Genomic DNA, 19072 nt, shown 5'->3' with positions numbered 1-19072 from the left:
CTGTGATCCGTTCAAGCGCAGGTCACAGCCCCTGTTTGATGGCCTGCGCCACCTCCTGGCCGTTGACCCGCCCCTTGAGCACGCTGGCCGCACCCGGCGCGGCCGGTGCCGGCCAGCGCATGCTGGCGCCGGGCAGCACGTAGCCGAGCAGCCCCTCGACCAGCGGCCGGTCCTGGCCGGCCTGCTGCAGCACCACGTCGGTCAGCCGCGCATGCACAGGCCCCGTGTTGCGCAGCTCGACATAGGGCTTGCCCTGCACCGTCACCGCGCGCCAGCTCAACTGCGGCTTGCCCACGCCTTCGGCACTGCGCTTGCCCTCCGGGTCGGGCTTGCCCCACAGCCCCTCGCCGTAGACGAACAGCGGCACCGAGTAGCGCATCTGCAGGCGGATCGCCGCCTTCGGCCCTTCGCTGGCGGCATCGGCCGGCAGCGGCGAAGGGATCTCGTCGATGATGATGCGGTAGGCCTGTTCCTGGCCTGCGGGCGAGCTGCCGGTGCGGGTCAGGCGGATCAGTTGCTTCTGCCCCGGCGGGATATTGGCCACCGGCGGGCTGCCGATGATCTCGCGCTGGGCCTGGAACTGCTCCTGGTACTCGCCCTGGCGCCAGGCGAACACCCGCACCTGCAGGCTGGTCGGCGCCGCGCCGCGGTTTTCCAGCCACAACGCGCCGGCCTTCTGATCGGCCTCCAGCACCGGGTCGATCGGCCAGATCAGCACCGAAGTGGCCGCGAAGGCCGATGCGCAGCTGGCCAACAGCAGCAGCCCAATGATCCCACGCGCCCGTTTCGCGCCTGCCCCCATGCCCCTCTCCTTCTCTGGTTATCCGCAGTGGCCTTTCACCAGGTCACCGTCACTTGCACGACATCGGTATAGGTCCCGGCCGGCAGGGTGCCGGTCAGGGTGGTACGGCCATAGACCGGCAGCTTGATCGCCGTCGGGTCGCTGTAGCTCACCGCCACGCTGCTGCCGATGCCCAGGCTCTGGCTGAACGCGGCGTCGCGGTACAGCTGGTAGGCCAGCAATTGCGTGCCCCCCGAACGCTTGAGATTGCGCGTGCCGCTGGCGCTGTTCTGGCCGCCGTCCAGGCTCATGCTCAGGGCCACGCCGGGGGTGCACTGGAAGGTCACCGTGCTGCCGCCGAGCGAGGTGCTCAGGATGGCGGTGGACAGCGCCGAACTGGTGCCGTAGTCGAGCACGCCATAGGCCGTCACGCCGCCGACCACCAGGCAGCCGGCGACGATCTGCGCCGTCACCTGGAAGGTGCTGCTGGTGACCGCATGGGCACCCTGGGTCAGCGCCAGGCACAGCCCGACGGCCAGCAGCCGCGCCGTGCCCGGCATGGCTCAGAAACTCAGCTCGACCGCCACCGTGTCGGTGTACACCCCGGCCGGCAGGCCGGCCTTGCCGCGGGCCTGGCCGTACAGGTTGACGGTCTGCGCCACGCCGGTGCTGGTCGGCAGGGTGATGGTGCCGTCGATCGCCAGCAGCTGCGTGTGTCCGGCGTCGGTGTAGAAGTCGTAGGGCACGAAGTTGCCCGCGCCATCGGCCAGGGCCCGGGTGCCCCCGGCGGACTGTGAGTCATGGGTGCCCGCACGCACCTTGATCGTCGGCACCGTGCCTGCCGAGCAGAGAATGCTCATGGCCCCGCCACCGCCGCCGAGCACCTGGCCGTTGGCGGTGGTGAACAGCGAGTCCTGGGTGCCGAAATTGAGGCTACCGAAGTTGAGTCCGGAGCTGCCGCCGCTGCCATTGACCTGGCAGGCGGCGGTCAACGTCAGGGTCGAGCTGATGGTGCCGGTCACGGTGGCGGCCTGGGCCTGGGCGGCCAAAGCCAGGCCAAGACCGACGAATATGCAGCGGGTGAGGTGCTTGGGCATCGGAATCTCCTTGCGTGTTACCAGTCCAGGGTCACCCTGAGGGTGTCGCGATACAGCCCGGCGGGCAGCGCGCGTGGCTGCGCGACCACCACGCCGTAAATCGGCACGGGCACTTGCTGGGTACTGCTGATGGTGAAGGTACGGGCCTGGCCGATGCCGTAGCGGCTGTTGCCGCCCGGGTCGATGGCCAGCTGGTAGGGGATCAGTTCACGGCCATTGCTCAGGCGGCGTATGCCGTCGCCGCCGTTCTGCCCGCCATTGATGCGCACGCTGAAGGCGCGCACCTGTGGCGAACAGCTGATCTGCAGGCTGCCCTCGCCGCCCGCTTCGTCGACCCGGCTGGTCAGGGGCTGGTCCCAGGTCGGCCCGCGCGCGCCGAAATCCATCAGGCCGGGGTTGCCAAGCGTGGCCGGCTGCGGGTCGCTGCTGATCTGGCAGGCGGCGCTGATCACCAGGCGCGCCTGGATGAAGCCGGTGCTGGTGCCATGGGCCGCGCCGCTGGGCAACAGCAGCGGACCGAGGGTGAGCAGCAGAATCGAAGTGCGGTGCAGCGCGTCCATGGGCATGCCCCTTCCTACCAGGTGACCGTGACTTTGAGCAGGTCGGTGTACAGCCCGGTGCGGGGCACCCAGGCCAGCTTGTCGATCCGCGCATACAGGGGCAGGTCCACGGCGCCACTGTCCGGCACCCGCGCCGATTGCGCCGCATCCACCGCCAGAGGCTCGCGCCAGGCCGCGTCGCGATAAAGACGATAGGGAATCGGCCGGGCCATGGCATCGGGGCTGGCGAGGTAGCGCAACTCACCCACGCCGCCGTGCAGGCCGCCATCGACACGTACCTGGTAAGGCGTGTCGGGGTTGCACTCCAGGCGCGGAGGTCGCTGCGCCAGCAGCACGCCGGTCAATGGCGCCCCTGGGCCATCGAGACGCGCCGCGACGCCCAGGTCGATTCGCCCCAGCGCCTGCGGGCCGGCGTCGCGCTGCTGGTTGGCCAGCATGCAACCGCGTTGCACGCGAACCTGCACCTCGACGAGAAAGTCCGCCGCCAGGGCGCCGCCACTCAAGCACAGGCCCAACAGCGCGGCAACCACGCGTTCCGTCACCCTGTCGATCCTTGTCTGCATAGGTTGAGCTTGAGCGTAGCAGTGGGATTGCATCCGCACCGCCGCAGGGCTACCCCTCTTTGGCATTAATGAAAATGGCGAATCACCGATAGGAAGTTTCCTCGCACCCAAGTGAAACCCTTCACGCGCCTACGCCTCTAATTGGCCATGTACCGGCAAACTCATCAGCCTTCTGTTACCGTGCAGCACCTAATCCCTCGCCAACTGCCTACCCGGTACAGGGAAGGCCCTGACAGGAGCTCTGCCTTGAGCCACTCAGCGACCCCGCTCGACCAGGCGATCGAACGCTGTGCCCAGGAGCCGATCCAGGTACCGGGCAGCATCCAGCCACAAGGCTTCCTGCTGGTGCTGGACGAGGGCACGATGCACGTGCTTCAGGCCAGCGAGAACGTCGAGCGCTGGTTCGGCCTGCCCGTGGACGAACTGCTGGGACAGCCCTTCGCGGCCTTGATCGACGAAGGCTTCGACTTGCAAGGTCAGCTGGGCTACCTGCCGGATGGCGACGTCTTTCCGTTCCATATCGGTGACGTGCGACTACGCCGCGACGCGCCCTGCCAGCAAGTACTGCGCATGCTCGCCCACCGCCATGACCAGGTACTGATCCTCGAGTTCGAACCCAGCTTGCGAGGTGCCACGGGGCTCTATCAAGGCGACTACTATCCGCTGGTGCGCGCATTTGTCAGCACCCTGCACCAGGCCACCAGTATCGAGGAGCTGCTGCAGCATTCGGTACGGCAGATCAAGCGCATCACCGGCTTCGGCCGGGTCAAGGCCTACAGTTTCGACAGCGAAGGCAACGGCACCGTGCTCGCCGAAGAGGCCGAACCTGGCTACCCGAGCTACCAGGGCCTGAGTTTTCCGGCAGCCGACATACCGCGCCAGGCCCGCGAGCTGTACCGGATCAATCGCATCCGCCTGATCGAGGATGCCGACTACCAGCCCTCGCCGCTGTGCCCGCCTCTCAATCCATTGACCGGCAAGCCGCTGGACATGAGCTTTGCCGCCCTGCGCAGCGTCTCGCCGGTACACCTTCAGTACATGCGCAACATGGGCACGCTGGCGTCGATGTCGCTGTCCATCGTGGTCGACGACAAGCTGTGGGGCCTGATCTCGTGCCATCACCAGCAACCCCGGCCAGTGGATTTCCAGACCCGCACCGCCTGCGAGCTGCTGGCCAGCGTGCTGTCGCTGCAGATCGAATCGCGCGAATCCCACGACCGCACCCGCACGCTGCTCGAACTGCGCGAGCGCATTGTGCGCATGCTGGCGTCGATGGCCGACCACGACAGCGTCAGCGAAGGCCTGCTCGAACAGCCGCAGGTACTGTTGGCCTTCGCCGGCGCCAGCGGCGCCGCAATCATCAGTGCCGAGCGCTGCGACCTGATCGGCGACACGCCGTGCGCGGCCCAGGTCAACGCCCTGGTGCACTGGCTGGGGCAGCGCAACGAGGATGCGGTGTTCCATAGCGACAACGTCGCAAGGGACATCGACGAACTGCCAGAGCTGGCCCGCCATGTCGGCGGCGTGCTGGCCGTGGCCATTTCGCAGATTCACTCGCACTACCTGGTGTGGTTCCGCCCCGAACAGGCGCGCCTGGTCAACTGGGCGGGACGCCCCGACAAGGCGATCAGCCCCCAGGGACACCTCAGCCCACGCCACAGCTTCGAACGCTGGCAGGAGGAGGTGCGTGGGTTCAGCGCGCCGTGGGACCCGTTGATCATCGATGGCGTGCTGGAGCTGCGCAGCGCCGTGCTGGGCATCGTCCTGCGCAAGGCCGAGGAGCTCGCGCAACTGGCCGGCGAGCTCAAGCGCTCCAACAAGGAGCTCGAAGCCTTCTCCTACAGCGTCTCCCACGACCTGCGCGCACCGCTGCGACACATCGCCGGCTACAGCGAACTGCTCGCCGAGATCGAGGGCGAGCACTTGAGCGAACGTGGGCGGCGTTTCCTGTCGCACATCGATGAAGCCGCGCATTTTGCCGGCTCGCTGGTAGACAATCTTCTAAACTTCTCGCACATGGGACGTTCGGCGTTGCGTCTGGCGGATGTCGACCTCAACGCCCTGGTCGACGCCATTCGCCTGGAGCTCGAACCTGATTACCAGGGACGCGAAATCCTCTGGTCGATCGCCCCCTTGCCCAAAGTCATCGCGGATCCGGCGTTCATCAACATGGCCCTGCACAACCTCATCGCCAACGCCATCAAGTACAGCCGCGGGCGCACGCCGGCGCGCATCGAGATCGGCGCCAAGCACCACGGGCATGAGACCGAAGTGTACGTGCGCGACAACGGCGTAGGGTTCGACATGGCCTACGCCAGCAAGCTGTTCGGTGTGTTCCAGCGCCTGCACCGCATGGAGGAATTCGAAGGCACCGGTATCGGTCTGGCCAGCGTGCGCCGCATCATCGAGCGCCACGACGGCCGGGTCTGGGCCGAAGGCCAGGTTGGCCAGGGCGCCAGCTTCCATTTCACCCTCCCCCGCCACCCAGCGCATTCCTGAGGCGTCCGTACCCATCATGCTCAAACCCATTCTGTTGGTCGAAGACAATCCCAGGGACCTGGAGTTGACCCTCCTCGCGCTGGAGCGCAGCCAGTTGGCCAACGAAGTCATCGTGCTGCGCGACGGTGCCGAGGCCCTGGATTATCTGCTGCGGCGCGACACCTACGCCGAGCGTGACGATGGCAATCCGGCAGTGTTGCTGCTGGACCTCAAGCTGCCCAAGATCGATGGCCTGGAGGTGCTCAAGCAGGTGCGCGACACGCCGGAGCTGCGCAGCATCCCGACGGTGATGCTGACGTCTTCGCGCGAAGAGCCGGACCTGCTGCGCGCCTATGAGCTGGGGGTCAACGCCTACGTGGTCAAACCGGTCGAGTTCAAGGAGTTCGTGGCCGCCATCTCCGACCTGGGGGTGTTCTGGGCGGTGCTCAACGAGCCGCCACCCGGATCCCTGCGCCTGAACAGGCGCGGCGGCAATTGAGCCAGAACGCGATGCACGACGCGCCACTGCGGCTGCTGCTGGTCGAAGACAGCTCGATGGACGCCGAACTGACCCTGCTGCGCCTGGAGCGCAGCGGACTGCAGATCCAGTCGCGCCTGGTGTTCGATCACATCGGCGTCGAGCATGCCCTGGGCGAGGCCAGCTACGACCTGGTCCTGTGCGACTGCGTGCTGCCCGGCTCGTCCGGCAGCCAGGTGCTGGCCATCGTCCGGCGCCTGGCACCCGACGTGCCGTTCATCTTCCTCTCCGGCATCTACGGCGAGGAGCATGCGGTGGAGATGATTCGCCTCGGCGCCACCGACTACGTGCTGAAGAAGAACCTGCCCCTGTTGCCCAAGGCCGTGCGCCGGGCCTTGACCGAAGTGCAGGAGCGCCAGCGCCGACGACGTGCCGAAGAGGCACTGGCCGATGTCGAGGCCCGCGCCCGTATCGCCATCGATGCGGCCGGCATGGGCAGCTGGGACTTTCGCCCGCAGCAGGGCCAGATGTTGTGGGACGACCGCTGCAAGACCCTGTTCGGTATCCCTGTCGATACCGAGATGAGCCTGGAGGTGTTCTACGCCGGCATCTATCCCGACGATCTGGCAAGGGTGCGCGAGGCCGTCGAGCAGGCCATGCGCCCGGACAGCGATGGGCTGTACCGCGTCGAATTTCGCATCGCCCAGCCCGACGGCCTGGAACCGCGCTGGCTGCTCTCCAGCGGCCAGACCCAGTTCGTCGACGGTCGTTGCGTGCGCTTTGCCGGCGTGCTGCAGGACATCCACCAGCAACGACAGGCCACACGCGCCCTGGAGCAACTCAACGAGATGCTCGGCGAACGGATCGAGCGACGCACCCGCGAGCGAGATCGGGCCTGGGAGCTGTCCCACGACTTGCTGGCGGTATTGAACAAGGACCTGACACCCGTCACGCTGAACCCCGCGTGGCAAGCCAGCCTGGGCTTCACCCGGGAACAACTGGGCCAGACCTCGCTGCTCAAGCTGCTGCCCGAGACAGACCAAGAGGCGCTGCTCGCCGAGCTCGCCGCCTTGTCGCAGGGGCGCAGCAGTGCCCGCTTCGTCGGCCGCATCCTGCACGCCAGCGGGCAGCAGCGCTGGCTGTCCTGGGCCGTGGTTCCGGACGACAACCTGCTGTACGTGGTCGCCCGCGACATCACCAGTGAACGCGAGGCGGCGCTCGACCTGGCCGAAGCCAACGAACGCCTGCGCGAGCAGATTGCCGAGCGCGAACGCATCGAAGCCACCCTGCAACAGATGCAGCGCCTGGAAGCGGTCGGCCAGCTGACCGCGGGCGTGGCGCACGACTTCAACAACCTGCTCACGGTGATTCTCACCGGCGCCAGCTTCCTCCAGCGCGACCTCGACAAGGGCTCGCTGGACAAGGCCCACACCCGCCTCCAGTACATCCGCGAAGCCGGCGAGCGTGGCGCCAAGCTGACCGCGCAGCTGCTGGCATTTTCACGCAAGCAACGGCTCGAACCGGTGGCCCTGGATCTGAACCGCACCCTCTGCGGGCTGGAGGAACTGCTGCGCCGCACCCTGGGCGGCAGCATCGCGGTACGGCTGGATCTGGATGAGCAACTCTGGCAGGCGCTCACCGACCCGACCCAGACCGAAATGATCATCCTCAACCTGGCGATCAATGCCCGTGATGCGATGCCCAAGGGCGGCCAGCTGACCCTGGCCACCCGCAACGGCCGAGTCAGCAGCCGTCCTCGCCGCCCGGAAGACCCGGAACCTGGCGAGTACGTGGTGCTGTCGATTCGCGATACCGGCTGCGGCATGAGCGATGAGGTGGTGGCCAAGGTCTTCGAGCCGTTCTTCACCACCAAGGACATCGGCAAGGGCTCGGGCCTGGGCCTGGCCCAGGTGTTCGGCTTCGCCAAGCAATCCGGTGGCGGTGTGCGCATCGATACCGCGCCCGGTCGCGGCACTCAGGTCAGCGTTTACCTGCCCGCCGTGCGCCAGCCAGCGTCGCGGATACCCGCCGAGCCGGACAAGCCCGTCGTGCTGTCACGGCAGGCCAAGGACCGTCAGGTGCTGCTGGTGGATGACGACCACCTGGTACGGGAGATGATTGGCGATGTCCTGCACCGTCATGGCTACCGGGTGCGCCAGGCGCACAACGGCGAACAGGCACTGGCCTTGCTCGACGAGCACGTGGAAGTCTTGCTCACCGACTTCGCCATGCCCGAGTTCAATGGCGCCCAGTTGGCCATGGCGGCTCGCGAGCGCTTTCCGGGCCTGCCCGTGGTGTTCCTCACCGGCTACGCGCAGTTGCAAGGGCTGGAGCTGCCTGGCTGTTCGGTGATCCAGAAGCCGGTAAGCGAGCAGGCATTGGCTCGGGCGCTGGCCGAGGCACTGGAAAACAGGTAGGCAGAAACGAAAAAATCGCCGGTCGGCGATTTGTGAGAAGGTAGTGCTGGAAAATGGCAGGGGCGGCTGGATTCGAACCAACGCATGGCAGGATCAAAACCTGCTGCCTTACCGCTTGGCGACGCCCCTGTATCGGATATGCCGGGTGGCTGACCACCGCGTATCTGACCATTCGCTGCATGTGACGCTGTGCAGGAATGGCGCGCACTTTAACAAGCTTTTTTCGAAGTGGGAAGTTTTTTTTAAAAAAAATCGCAGAAAAACAGCAGGTTAGTTGTACCTGCCTGAATTCGAGCCGATTTCACCAGCCTTTTCGCGGGCTAGCCCGTTCCCACACGGGCAGCCACTCGTCTAATTTCCCGCGCCCTGTTTCAACACAATCGCGATCCACCCTTCCAATCAGATAGACCCCATCTGCGCATCAACAAGGAGGACGCCATGCCAGTTTCCCACGACCTCTACCAGGACCTGCACTACCCACGCGAGATCGTCCAGCAACGCCGCCAGCAGGACCGGCAGCTCGACCGTCTGCTCGACGAATACATGGACATCGACAACCAGGTGCTGGCCGCCGAGTCCATCTCGGCGGGCAACTTCGTCGATGACGACCTGCGCCACCTGAAGGAGCGGCGCCTGGCGATCAAGTACATGATCGAACGCCAACTGGAGCACCAGGGCTGACCTATCGCATTTCACGATCAGTGCCTGGCACATTCTCGATTGCTCGCAAGGGCTGTCCTCGCGCAAGCTGCTGCCTGCCAAATTCCGACCCAAGGAGCATGCCCTTGTCCAGCTGGATCCCCGCGCCCCTGCGCCACCTGGGTCAGCGTCGACGCCCCGACGCGCTCGCGGCCAGTGCCTTGATGGAGCACTTCCAGGGCCAGGCCGACGAGCGCGGCTACACCTTGAGCGACGGCCAGCGGCGGGTGATCGAACACATGGCCGCACAGCTGGAGGCGCTCGCCGACGACCGGGCGAACAGCCTTTACTTGCACGGGGCGGTGGGGCGCGGCAAGAGCTGGCTGCTCGACGTGTTCTTCGACGCCGTGCCCACGCCGAGCAAGCGCCGCCTGCATTTCCATGATTTCTTCGCCCGCCTGCACCAGGGCATGCATCGCCATCGCTCGCTGGACGATGCTTTGGGCACCACGCTCGAGCAATTGCTCGGCGACTGCCGGGTGCTGTGCTTCGACGAGTTCCACGTCCACGACATCGGCGATGCCATGCTGCTGACCCGGCTGTTCGACGCCCTGTTCGCGCGTGGCGTGATGCTGCTGGTGACGTCCAACTACGCGCCCGAGAGCCTGCTGCCCAACCCGCTGTACCACGAACGCTTCCTGCCGGTGATCCGCCTGATCAACAGCCGCATGAAAGTGCTCGAGGTGGGCGGCGACACCGATTTTCGCAGCCTGCCGAGCAACCGCGAACGCCAGCGTTTCACTCGCGGGCATTACATCTGGCCGGGCGAACAGGCACAGCGCCAGGCCCTCGCGCTGCCCTCGCCAGACCCGGTCATGCTGGAGATCAACCAGCGCCCATTGCGCGTCCTGGCCTGCGATGGACGCCAGGTGATGTTCGCGTTCCAGGACCTGTGCGAGCAGGCCACCGCGGTGATCGACTACCTGGTGCTGGCCGAGCGCTACGAGCGCTGGGTCATCGACGGCCTGGACGACCTGGCCGAATGTTCGCTGGCGGCGCAGCAGCGCTTCGCCAACCTGATCGATGTGCTGTACGACCAGGATCGGGAGCTGGTGCTACTGGGGCGACGACCACTGGCGCAGAGCCTGGGTGGTGCCATCGCCGACCTGATGCGCACGCGCAGCCGGCTGGGGCAGCTGCATCAGGTCGGGCCAGGCCAGTCGCTCGCCGACCTGTAGGCCATCCTCGACGCCACGATAAAGCACAGCATCAGCGCATGGCTTGAGGCCTGAGGGAGCAACGGTCTTGCTCAACCTTTTCAAACTGACGCGTCACCCTGTGGGAGCGGCGGTGCGCCGATGCGACTTGCCCGCGAACACCGGCGCAGCCGCTGCCAGGCACCACGTCGTTTGCCTGGGGGCAATTTCAGCCCGCCCGTGGCAGGTCCGCCAACACCGCCTCCATTTCCCCCAGCACCGCCGGGTCGTCCAGGGTCGACGGCGGCACATAGTCCTGCCCATCGGCGATCTTGCGCAGCACCGCCCGCAGGATCTTGCCCGAGCGGGTCTTGGGCAGGCGCTTGACCAACCGCACCCGGTTGAAGCAGGCCAGGGCGCCAATCTGTTCGCGTACGCTGGCCACCAGCTCGCCCTGCAGCTGCGCCTCGCCGATGCCCTGGCCGTCCTTGAGCACCACCAGCGCCAGCGGCACCTGGCCCTTGATCTCGTCATGCACGCCGATCACCGCGCACTCCGCCACGGCCGGATGGCGCGCCACCAGGTCCTCCATCTCACCGGTGGACAGGCGATGGCCGGAGACATTGATCACATCATCGGTGCGCCCCATGATGTAGACGAAGCCATCGTCGTCCAGATAGCCGCCATCGCCCGTGTGGTAGTAGCCCGGATGACTGTGCAGGTAGGCCTGCAGGTAACGCTGGTGATCGCCCCAGAGCGTCTGGCTGCAACCAGGCGGCAGCGGCAGGGCGATGACGATCGCGCCCTGCTGGTTCGGCCCCAGGGGTTTTCCGTCGTCGTCCAGCACCTGCACGTGGTAACCCGGCACCGCGCGATTGCTCGATCCCGGACGCGCCGCGCTGCCCTCCAGGCCCACGCATGGCGCGGTCACCGGCCAGCCGGTCTCGGTCTGCCACCAGTGGTCGTGCACCGGCTTGCCGCTGACCCGCTCGAGCCATTCATGGGTGCTCGAATCAAGCTTCTCTCCGGCCAGGAACAGCTGGCGCAGCGAGCCGAGGTCATGGCGGCGGATCAGCTCGCCTTCCGGATCCTCCTTGCGGATCGCGCGCATGGCAGTGGGCGCGCAGAACAAGCCGTTGACCTTGTACTGCTCCACCACCCGCCAGTAGGCCGAGGCATCCGGGGTGCGGATCGGCTTGCCCTCGTAGAACACCGTGGTACAGCCGCTCATCAGCGGCCCATAGACGATCAGCGAATGGCCGACCACCCAGCCCACGTCGGAAATCCCCCACCACACATCACCCGCCTGCATGCCGTAGACATGGCGCATGGCATAGCACAGGGCGACCGCGTTGCCGCCATTCTCGCGCACGATCCCCTTGGGTTTGCCGGTGGTGCCGGAGGTGTACATGATGTACAGCGGATCACCCGCGTCCAGCTCCACCGGTGCCACCGGCTCGGCGCCGATCAGCGCCTGCTGCCAGTCCAGGTCGCGCCCGGCCTGCAGCTCGGCGCGCGCCTGCGGGCGTTGCAGCACCAGTACATGCCGTGGCTGATGGCGGGCCAGCTGCAGGGCGCGATCGACCAGGGGCTTGTATTCGATCACCCGGTCGAACTCCAGCCCGCACGAGGCCGTGAGCAGCAGTGCCGGCCGGGCATCGTCGATGCGCAGGGCCAGCTCGTTGGCGGCAAAGCCGCCGAACACCACCGAATGCACCGCGCCGATGCGGGCGCAGGCGAGCATGGCCATGGCCGCCTGGGGCACCATCGGCATGTAGATGATCACCCCGTCGCCCTTGCCCACGCCCAGCGAACGCAGCAGCCCGGCCAGGCGCGCCACCTCGTCACGCAGTTGGTGGTAGGTGAAGGTCTGCTGCGCGCCGGTCACGGGCGAATCGTAGATCAGCGCCAGCTGTTCGCCGCGGCCCTGCTCGATCTGGTGGTCGAGGGCCAGATCGCAGCTGTTGAGGCGACCATCGGCGAACCAACGGTGGGTGCCGTCGGTGTTCTGCTGCAGGGTCAGGGAAGGCTTGCGCTGCCAGGCCAGCTGGTCGGCCTGGGCCTGCCAGAAAGCGGCGGGATCGCTGATGGAATGGGCGTAGCTGTGCTGATAGGTCATTGGTTCGCAACCCGGTACTTGTTGTTATTGAAGGGCGAACACCGAGTATGGACCGGGGTCGCGCAACCGCCATCGGACTTAAGTCGCAACCCATATGCAGATTTGCCCTGGCCGAGCGCTTACAATGACCGCCCCCACGGACAGAACAGCCCCATGCATACCCTCGACGACCTGCGCGCCGGCCGCCTGCGCGGCATCACCCGCCTGAACCTCTGCCAGGGACTGACGGATTTCCCTCGGGAGATCTTCGACCTGGCCGACAGCCTCGAGGTCCTCAACCTGACCGGCAACGCCCTGAGCGATCTGCCCGACGACCTGCACCGCCTGACCCGGCTCAAGGTACTGTTCTGCTCGGAAAACCGCTTCACCCACCTGCCCCACGCCATTGGCCGTTGCCAGGCGCTGGAAACCGTGGGTTTCAAGAGCAACCGCATTACCCGGGTCGACGCCCAGGCCCTGCCTCCTTCGTTGCGCTCGCTGGTACTCACCGACAACGCACTGGCGCGACTGCCCGAGGCGTTGGGGGACTGCCCGCACCTGCAGAAGCTGATGCTCGCCGGCAACCGCCTCGACAGCCTGCCCGAGAGCCTCGCCCGCTGCGAACGCCTGGAACTGCTGCGCATCGCCAGCAATCGCCTGGCGGCCCTGCCCGACTGGCTGCTGCGCATGCCGCGCCTGGCCTGGCTGGCCTACGCCGGCAACCCGCTGCCACCTGGCTTCGTCGCCCCGGCCAACGATGCGCACTGCCCCACGCTGCGCTGGCAGGACATCGAGCTTGAAGAAGAACTCGGCCGCGGCGCCTCCGGGCTGATCCACCGTGCCCACCTGCGCGGCCAGGACGCACCGGTGGCGGTCAAGCTGTACAAGGGCGCCATCACCAGCGATGGCTCGCCGCTGGCGGAAATGAGCGCCTGCATCGCCGCCGGCGATCATCCGCGACTGGTGCGCCTGGCCGGGCGCATCGACGATCACCCGCAACGCTTGCCGGCACTGGTGATGCAACTGATCGATACGCACTGGTCGAACCTGGCCGGCCCGCCGAGCCTCGACAGCTGCACCCGCGACCGCTATCCCGAGGCACGCCGACTGAACCTGGCCAGTGTGCGACGCCTGGTCGCCGGCATCGCCTCGGTCTGCGCGCACCTGCATGCTCGCGGCCTGAGCCATGGCGACCTGTATGCCCACAACATCCTGTTCGACGACGACGGTCAGTGCCTGCTGGGCGACTTCGGCGCCGCCTCGTTCCACCCAGGCAACGGCAGTGCCCAGGCAGCAGCACTTGAACGCCTGGAAGTACGAGCCTTCGGCATTCTCGTCGAGGAGTTGCTGGGGTGCTGCGAAGAACCGGACAGCGCACTGCGGCAAATGGCCGAGCGCTGCCAGCAAGCCGATGTGCTGGCACGTCCAGCCTTCAACGAGCTGGCGATGCAACTGACCGATTGAGTTCGCTCGTCTGTACCGGCGGGTTTAGCCGCGAAGCACGCTTCGCGGTGCCTGGCAGCCATTGCCCCACTTCGGTGCAAAGCCTCTAGAATAGGCCACCTCCTCCGTCACAGAGCCGCCCCATGGACATCGATCAGGCCCGAACCTTTCTGGAAATCGTGCGTTGCGGCAGCCTGGTCGCCGCCGCCGAGCGCCTGTTCGTATCGCAGACGGCCATCACTGCCCGGGTCCAGCGCCTGGAGCAGCAGCTGGGTTGCCAGCTGTTCGTGCGCAATCGCAGCGGCGCCAGCTTGACCAGCGACGGCGAGGCGTTCGTCGTCTACGCCAATCAGCTGGTGCAGACCTGGGAGGCGGCTCGCCGCGACCTGCCGCTGCCGCAAGGCTGCCAGCAGGTACTGCACGTGGGCGGCGAAGTGAGCCTGGGCAACCCAATGATGCTCGACTGGGTCAGCGCCCTGCACCGCGAGCTGCCCAGCCACGCCATCCGCAGCGAAGTCAGCGATGGCGAGTCGCTGCTGCGCAAGGTCGAGATGGGCCTGCTCGACGCCGCGCTGGTGTACCAGCCCACCTATGGCCCAGGGTTGCAAGTCGAACAACTGATGGAAGAAAAACTGATTCGCGTGCGTCGGGTGGACGTGCCTGAACCCTATGTCTACATCGACTGGGGCGAAGCGTTCCGTCGCCAGCACGATGCCGCCCTGCCCGACCTGTCGCGCCCGGCGCTGAGCTTCAACCTTGGCCCGCTGGCGTTGCAATTCATCCTCGACCAGGGCGGCAGCGGCTACTTCCGTACCCGGGTGGTACAGACCTATTTGCAGCGCGGGACGTTCGAGCGCGTGCCGCAGGCGCCGGAGTTCACCTACCCGACCTATCTGGTCTATGCCCGCAAGCGCGACAGCGAGGCCCTGCAGCAGGCCTTCACGGTGCTGCGCCGGCTGGTCGCGGCCGGCGAGAGCGACTGGTCACAGCGCTGGGACCCGCTGATCTGAAACCTGCGCGGCGGCATTGAGCAGATGCCGCCTGAGCCCGGCGATCAGGTCAGTCTGGGTGATCACCCCCACCAGGCTGTCACCGTCGAGCACCGGCAGGCAGTGCAGGCCCTGCTCGCTGAGCAGCGGCAGCAAGCGCTCCAGTGGGTATTCGCTGCCGACGCTGACCACGCGGCGGCTCATCACCTGCTCCAGGATCACGCTCCGCCGACGGAACAGCCCGCGCCAGCCAGGACGCCCGCGGGCCATGGCCGGACCGACCAGGTCGCTGAGGCTGACGATACCGACCAGGCGGCCATTGTCCAGTACGGGCAAGGTCTTCAAGTGATGGCTTGCAAGCATTTTCCACGCCTGCTCCAGCGTGGTGCCTGGGGTGGCGGCCTGCACGTCGCGGGACATCACCGAGCGCGCGGTGATGCCGCCCAGGCTGCGTTGCAGGGCATGCTGCTCGGTGGCCAGGATGATGCGCTCCAGCTCGTCGCGGGTGACGTCGACGAACTCGCCGATCTCCTCCAGGGCCTGATCCAGATCCTCGCCACGAATGCCGACCCGCTCACCCGGCAGCGGGTCGTGGGTATGCTGCAGGTCCTTGCGCGGCACCGCGCCCTTGGGGTAGCGCACGCCGGTCAGGCGGTTGTACAGCAGCGCCACGCCCACCAGGATCAGCGCATTGAGCATTATCGGTTCGAGCAGGTGGTCGCCCATCGCCACCAGGCCCGGATCGGCCAGCACCGCACTCACCGCCACGCCGCCACCGGGCGGATGCAGACAGCGCAGCAGGCACATCACCAGGATCGCGAGCCCCAGCGCCGCCGCCGCTACCCAAAGACCATCGCCAAAGCCGTGGCGCATGGCAAGGCCCACGGCGCCGGCCAGCGCGTAGCTGCCCAGCACCGGCCAGGGCTGTGCCAGAGGCCCGGAGTGCACGGCGAACACCAGCACCGCCGAGGCCGCCAGCGGGCCCAGCAGGTGCAGGGCGATGGATGGACCATAGGCCAGGCTGCACAGGTAGCCGGCGAGGAACAGGCCCAGCAGCGCGCCGACACCTGCACGCAGCCATTCCTTGGGGGGGATGTTCAGGGGCGCCGGGAGCAGGCGCTGCAAACGACTTTCGGGACGCGAGGCAGACATCGAGGTATTCGGATCGTGTTCTTGTGCGGAAAAAGAAAGCCCAGCGCGACCGGCCTGGGCCCTGTGTTGCGCAATGCAATGGCGCAAGGGGCTCCGTCCATGGAGAGATGGAAACCGCAGGGTTTCGTGGGCAGGGATTGTGCCGGGCGTGAGTGGCGGTGGGCCAATTCAAAAAACTGCGGCTGTACTGCAATTTTTTTGCAGGGTTGATCCGCTTCTCTTCAGGGCATGCGCAATCCTGTAGGAGCGGCCTTTCCGACCGGTCCGACGCCTCGGCAAGGCCGCTCCTACAAGGGATTGCGCACCCGGATCAACGCCCCTTGCGCGGCAGTTCGATACTGACCCGCAACCCGCCCTGCGGGCTTTCCAGCAGCGCGATCCGCCCGCCCCAGGCCTCGACGATATCGCGCACGATGCCCAGCCCCAGGCCATGCCCATCGACCTGCTCGTCCAGCCGCGAACCGCGCTCGAGCACCTGCAGGCGTTGTGTCTCGGGGATGCCCGGACCATCATCGTCCACCCACAGCCGGTAACCCTCGGTGGTCGGCGCGATACCCAGGCGCACCTCGCTGTCGGCCCACTTGCAGGCGTTGTCCAGCAGGTTGCCGAGCAACTCCAGCAGGTCCTCGCGATCCCACGGCAACAACAGCCCCGACGGCACATCGCGCTCGAGCAACAGCCCTTCGCCATGGATCATGCCGAGGGTCGACAACAAGCCCGGCAACTCGGCATCGCAGTCGAACTGCGCGCCCGGCAACGCATCGCCGGCCAGCCGCGCGCGGTTGAGCTCTCGGGCCAGGCGCTGCTGGATCTGCTCCAGTTGCTCGCGCATTTGCGCCCGCACCTCGGGCAGCGCTTGCAAGCGTTCGCCAGCGGCCAGGCTGAGCAGCACCGCCAGCGGTGTCTTCAAGGCATGGCCGAGGTTGCCCAGGGCGGTGCGCGAACGCCGCAGGCTGTCCTCGGTATGGGCCAGCAGGTGGTTGATCTGATCCACCAGCGGCTGCAGCTCGCTGGGCACCTCGGCATCCAGCTGCGAACGCTGGCCCTGCTGCAACTGGGCGATCTGCCGACGCGCCCGCTCCAACGGGCGCAGCGAGCGGGTCACGATGATGCGCTGCAGCACCAGCACCAGCACCAGCGCCACCAGGCCCAGGCCGATACCGATCTGCTGCATGCGCCGGAAGCCCTCGCGTACGGGCGAATAGTCCTGGGCCACGCTGATGGAGATGTCCTGGCCCAGGCGCCGGTAGTCACCACGATAGGCCAGCAGTTGCTGGCCCTCGGGCCCCAGTTCGTGGCCATCGTCCAGGCCGGTCTTGCCCGGCTTGGGCATGTCCAGGTCCCACAGCGAACGCGATCGCCACGTCCCCTGGTCGAAGTCGATGCGAAAGTAATAACCCGAGAACGGCTGCTGGTAGGCCGCCGACAGTCGCCGCTCGTCCAGCTGCAGACCCGATGGCCCGCGCACGATGGCCACCAGCAGGTTTTCGCTTTCCTTGCGCAGGCCGTTTTCCAGGTAGCGTTGCAGGCCGGACTCGAACAGCCAGAGGGTGAGCTGCGCCAGCGCCAGGCCCACCACCACCAGCACCGCCACCAGGCCCAGGCTCAGGCGCGCCTGGATCGATTTCACGCAACGCTCCCGGCGTAGACGTAACCCTGGCCACGGCGCGTCTCGATCACGCTGCGCCCAAGCTTGCGACGCAAGTGATTGACATGCACTTCGAGCACATTGGAATCACGCTCGGTCTCGCCGTCATACAGGTGCTCGGCCAGGTGGCTCTTGGACAACACCTGCCCGGGGTGCAGCATGAAGTAACGCAACAGGCGAAACTCCGCGGCGGTCAGCTGGATGTCGGCACCTTCGCGGCTCACGCACTGACGCGATTCATCCAGGTGCAGGCCGGCGGCCTCCAGCTTCGGCTGGTTGGCCAGGCCCTTGGCACGGCGCAACAAGGCCTGGATGCGCAACTGCAGCTCCTCGGGGTGAAAAGGCTTGCTCAGGTAATCGTCGGCACCGGCCTTCAGTCCCTCGATGCGCTCGGCCCATGAGCCGCGGGCAGTGAGGATCAGCACCGGGGTGGCCAGGGCGGCCGCACGCCATTGCGCCAGCACCTCGAGCCCGGGCAGGCCGGGCAGGCCGAGGTCGAGAACGATCAGGTCATACGGTTCGCTCTGGCCCTGGTAGACCGCGTCGCGGCCATCGGCCAGCCAGTCCACGGCGTAGCCCTGGCGTTGCAGGGTGACGGTCAGTTCGTCGGCCAGGGGGACATTGTCCTCGACAAGCAACAGGCGCATTCAGTCGTCTTCCTCGTCTTTGAGCAACGCGCCGGTGCGGGCATCGAGCTTGATCTCGCGCACCACGCCGGCCGGGGTCAGCAGCTCGACCTCGTACTCGTAGCGCTCGTGTTTCTCTTCCAGCTCTGCTTCCAGCAGCCGCGCCCCGGGGTAACGCCCCAGGGCGGACTCGAGCAGTTGCTCCAGCGGCAGGATGATGCCCTTTTGCCGAAGCTCGAGGGCCTCATCCTGATCCAGGTCGCGCGCGGCGGCCAGCGAGCAGACGGTCATCAGTGCGAAAGCAAGATAGCGCGTCGTTCGCGGTAGATCGCTCATCAGTTGTCCCGGACGTCCCGCAGCACTTCACCGGTCTTGGCATCAACGTCCACGTCCCATTCGACGTTCTGCGCATCACGCAGCTCGACCTTGAGCACATAGCGGCCATAGGTGTTTTCCAGCTCGGAATCGGTGATGGTGGCGCCTGGGTGCTTGGCCTTGGCGATGTCTGCGATTTTTTGCAGCGGCTGAACGGTACCTGCCTTTTCCAGGCCACTGATCTCGTGAGCAGGCACATCGGCCAGGGCAACGCTGGCGCCAAACGTCAGGGCGGCGGCAGTAACAAGGGCAGTCAAAGTTTTCATGAGGTTCTCTCCAGCGAGATGGGTAATTTGTCTACGGGGTTAAGATTAACCACCGGTCCTTAACTCAACCTGAAAACAGCTGGCCGCATGATAGCGCAGCTCTTGGTGCCCATGCGCAGTCCCTTGTAGGAGCGGCCTTGTGTCGCGAAAGGGCCGCAAAGCGGCCCCAGCGATCTTTGCATGAACGCTGACATCCTGGGGCTGCTGCGCAGCCCTTTCGCGACACAAGGCCGCTCCTACAGGGGGGGGTGTACGTCCAGCCCAGC

At 66.5% G+C, this 19072-nt stretch carries 18 protein-coding genes and 1 tRNA gene; 7 read left to right on the top strand and 12 right to left on the bottom strand.

The features are described from left to right. Positions 1 to 22: 22 nt before the first annotated feature. The 5 genes from ACYUME_RS09440 to ACYUME_RS09420 are packed head-to-tail and all read right to left on the bottom strand — an operon-like array spanning position 23 to position 2980. Entirely contained in the window at positions 23 to 802 is a 780-nt protein-coding gene (locus ACYUME_RS09440; RefSeq protein WP_460418663.1) for a fimbrial biogenesis chaperone, read from the bottom strand. Between the two features lie 35 nt (positions 803 to 837). Further along, a complete protein-coding gene (locus tag ACYUME_RS09435; RefSeq protein ID WP_460418662.1) occupies positions 838 to 1341 on the bottom strand; it encodes a Csu type fimbrial protein in 504 nt (167 codons plus the stop codon). Positions 1342 to 1344: 3 nt separating this feature from the next. After that, positions 1345 to 1878 carry a Csu type fimbrial protein gene (locus ACYUME_RS09430; protein ID WP_279880405.1) on the bottom strand — a complete coding sequence of 178 codons (534 nt, stop codon included), beginning with the start codon at positions 1876 to 1878 and terminating at the stop codon, positions 1345 to 1347. 17 nt (positions 1879 to 1895) lie between these two features. After that, on the bottom strand, positions 1896 to 2429 hold the full coding sequence (locus ACYUME_RS09425; RefSeq protein ID WP_279880541.1) for a Csu type fimbrial protein: 534 nt from the start codon (positions 2427 to 2429) through the stop codon (positions 1896 to 1898). 23 nt (positions 2430 to 2452) lie between these two features. Next, positions 2453 to 2980, bottom strand: coding sequence for a Csu type fimbrial protein (locus ACYUME_RS09420; RefSeq protein WP_460418661.1), 528 nt, complete (start codon positions 2978 to 2980; stop codon positions 2453 to 2455). Between the two features lie 267 nt (positions 2981 to 3247). Between ACYUME_RS09420 and ACYUME_RS09415 the strand changes: the two genes are divergently transcribed. The 3 genes from ACYUME_RS09415 to ACYUME_RS09405 are packed head-to-tail and all read left to right on the top strand — an operon-like array spanning position 3248 to position 8374. Beyond that, on the top strand, positions 3248 to 5500 hold the full coding sequence (locus ACYUME_RS09415; protein ID WP_460418660.1) for an ATP-binding protein: 2253 nt from the start codon (positions 3248 to 3250) through the stop codon (positions 5498 to 5500). A gap of 16 nt (positions 5501 to 5516) precedes the next feature. Beyond that, positions 5517 to 5978 carry a response regulator gene (locus tag ACYUME_RS09410; RefSeq protein ID WP_460418659.1) on the top strand — a complete coding sequence of 154 codons (462 nt, stop codon included), beginning with the start codon at positions 5517 to 5519 and terminating at the stop codon, positions 5976 to 5978. Between the two features lie 11 nt (positions 5979 to 5989). Then, complete coding sequence (locus ACYUME_RS09405) at positions 5990 to 8374, top strand: response regulator (RefSeq protein ID WP_460419321.1); 2385 nt, start codon at positions 5990 to 5992, stop codon at positions 8372 to 8374. A gap of 54 nt (positions 8375 to 8428) precedes the next feature. Here ACYUME_RS09405 and ACYUME_RS09400 read toward each other — a convergent pair. Further along, a tRNA-Gln gene (locus ACYUME_RS09400) sits at positions 8429 to 8503 on the bottom strand. 309 nt (positions 8504 to 8812) lie between these two features. Here ACYUME_RS09400 and ACYUME_RS09395 point away from each other — a divergent pair. Continuing rightward, positions 8813 to 9055, top strand: a complete 243-nt coding sequence (locus ACYUME_RS09395; protein ID WP_279880396.1) for a hypothetical protein — start codon at positions 8813 to 8815, stop codon at positions 9053 to 9055. Between the two features lie 104 nt (positions 9056 to 9159). After that, on the top strand, positions 9160 to 10251 hold the full coding sequence (gene zapE / locus ACYUME_RS09390; RefSeq protein WP_279880394.1) for a cell division protein ZapE: 1092 nt from the start codon (positions 9160 to 9162) through the stop codon (positions 10249 to 10251). A gap of 187 nt (positions 10252 to 10438) precedes the next feature. Here zapE and ACYUME_RS09385 read toward each other — a convergent pair whose 3' ends face one another. Continuing rightward, the gene (locus ACYUME_RS09385; protein ID WP_460418658.1) at positions 10439 to 12328 is read right to left on the bottom strand and encodes a propionyl-CoA synthetase; all 1890 of its coding nucleotides are present in this window, start codon (positions 12326 to 12328) and stop codon (positions 10439 to 10441) included. 153 nt (positions 12329 to 12481) lie between these two features. Between ACYUME_RS09385 and ACYUME_RS09380 the strand changes: the two genes are divergently transcribed. Next, positions 12482 to 13771 carry a leucine-rich repeat-containing protein kinase family protein gene (locus tag ACYUME_RS09380; protein ID WP_460418657.1) on the top strand — a complete coding sequence of 430 codons (1290 nt, stop codon included), beginning with the start codon at positions 12482 to 12484 and terminating at the stop codon, positions 13769 to 13771. 122 nt (positions 13772 to 13893) lie between these two features. Beyond that, positions 13894 to 14760, top strand: coding sequence for a LysR family transcriptional regulator (locus ACYUME_RS09375; protein ID WP_460418656.1), 867 nt, complete (start codon positions 13894 to 13896; stop codon positions 14758 to 14760). On the opposite strand, the gene ACYUME_RS09370 is transcribed toward ACYUME_RS09375, so the two are convergent. The 5 genes from ACYUME_RS09370 to ACYUME_RS09350 all read right to left on the bottom strand — a co-directional run bounded on the left by ACYUME_RS09370 (position 14734) and on the right by ACYUME_RS09350 (position 18806). After that, positions 14734 to 15891, bottom strand: a complete 1158-nt coding sequence (locus tag ACYUME_RS09370; RefSeq protein ID WP_279880385.1) for an HPP family protein — start codon at positions 15889 to 15891, stop codon at positions 14734 to 14736. The genes ACYUME_RS09375 and ACYUME_RS09370 overlap by 27 nt on opposite strands. A 310-nt stretch (positions 15892 to 16201) precedes the next feature. Beyond that, positions 16202 to 17521, bottom strand: a complete 1320-nt coding sequence (locus tag ACYUME_RS09365) for a sensor histidine kinase (RefSeq protein WP_460418655.1) — start codon at positions 17519 to 17521, stop codon at positions 16202 to 16204. Continuing rightward, on the bottom strand, positions 17518 to 18186 hold the full coding sequence (locus ACYUME_RS09360; protein ID WP_460418654.1) for a response regulator transcription factor: 669 nt from the start codon (positions 18184 to 18186) through the stop codon (positions 17518 to 17520). Before ACYUME_RS09360 ends, ACYUME_RS09365 begins: the two co-directional genes overlap by 4 nt. Then, complete coding sequence (locus tag ACYUME_RS09355) at positions 18187 to 18501, bottom strand: PepSY domain-containing protein (protein ID WP_279880379.1); 315 nt, start codon at positions 18499 to 18501, stop codon at positions 18187 to 18189. Beyond that, positions 18501 to 18806 (bottom strand): PepSY domain-containing protein, encoded by a 306-nt coding sequence (locus tag ACYUME_RS09350; protein WP_279880377.1) that lies wholly within the window; start codon positions 18804 to 18806, stop codon positions 18501 to 18503. Before ACYUME_RS09350 ends, ACYUME_RS09355 begins: the two co-directional genes overlap by 1 nt. Between the last annotated feature and the right edge of the window lie 266 nt (positions 18807 to 19072).

This window comes from Pseudomonas sp. microsymbiont 2, from assembly GCF_054788395.1.
The sequence above is the reverse complement of the archived record's forward strand: the minus strand, read 5'-3'. Positions and strand labels throughout refer to the sequence as shown.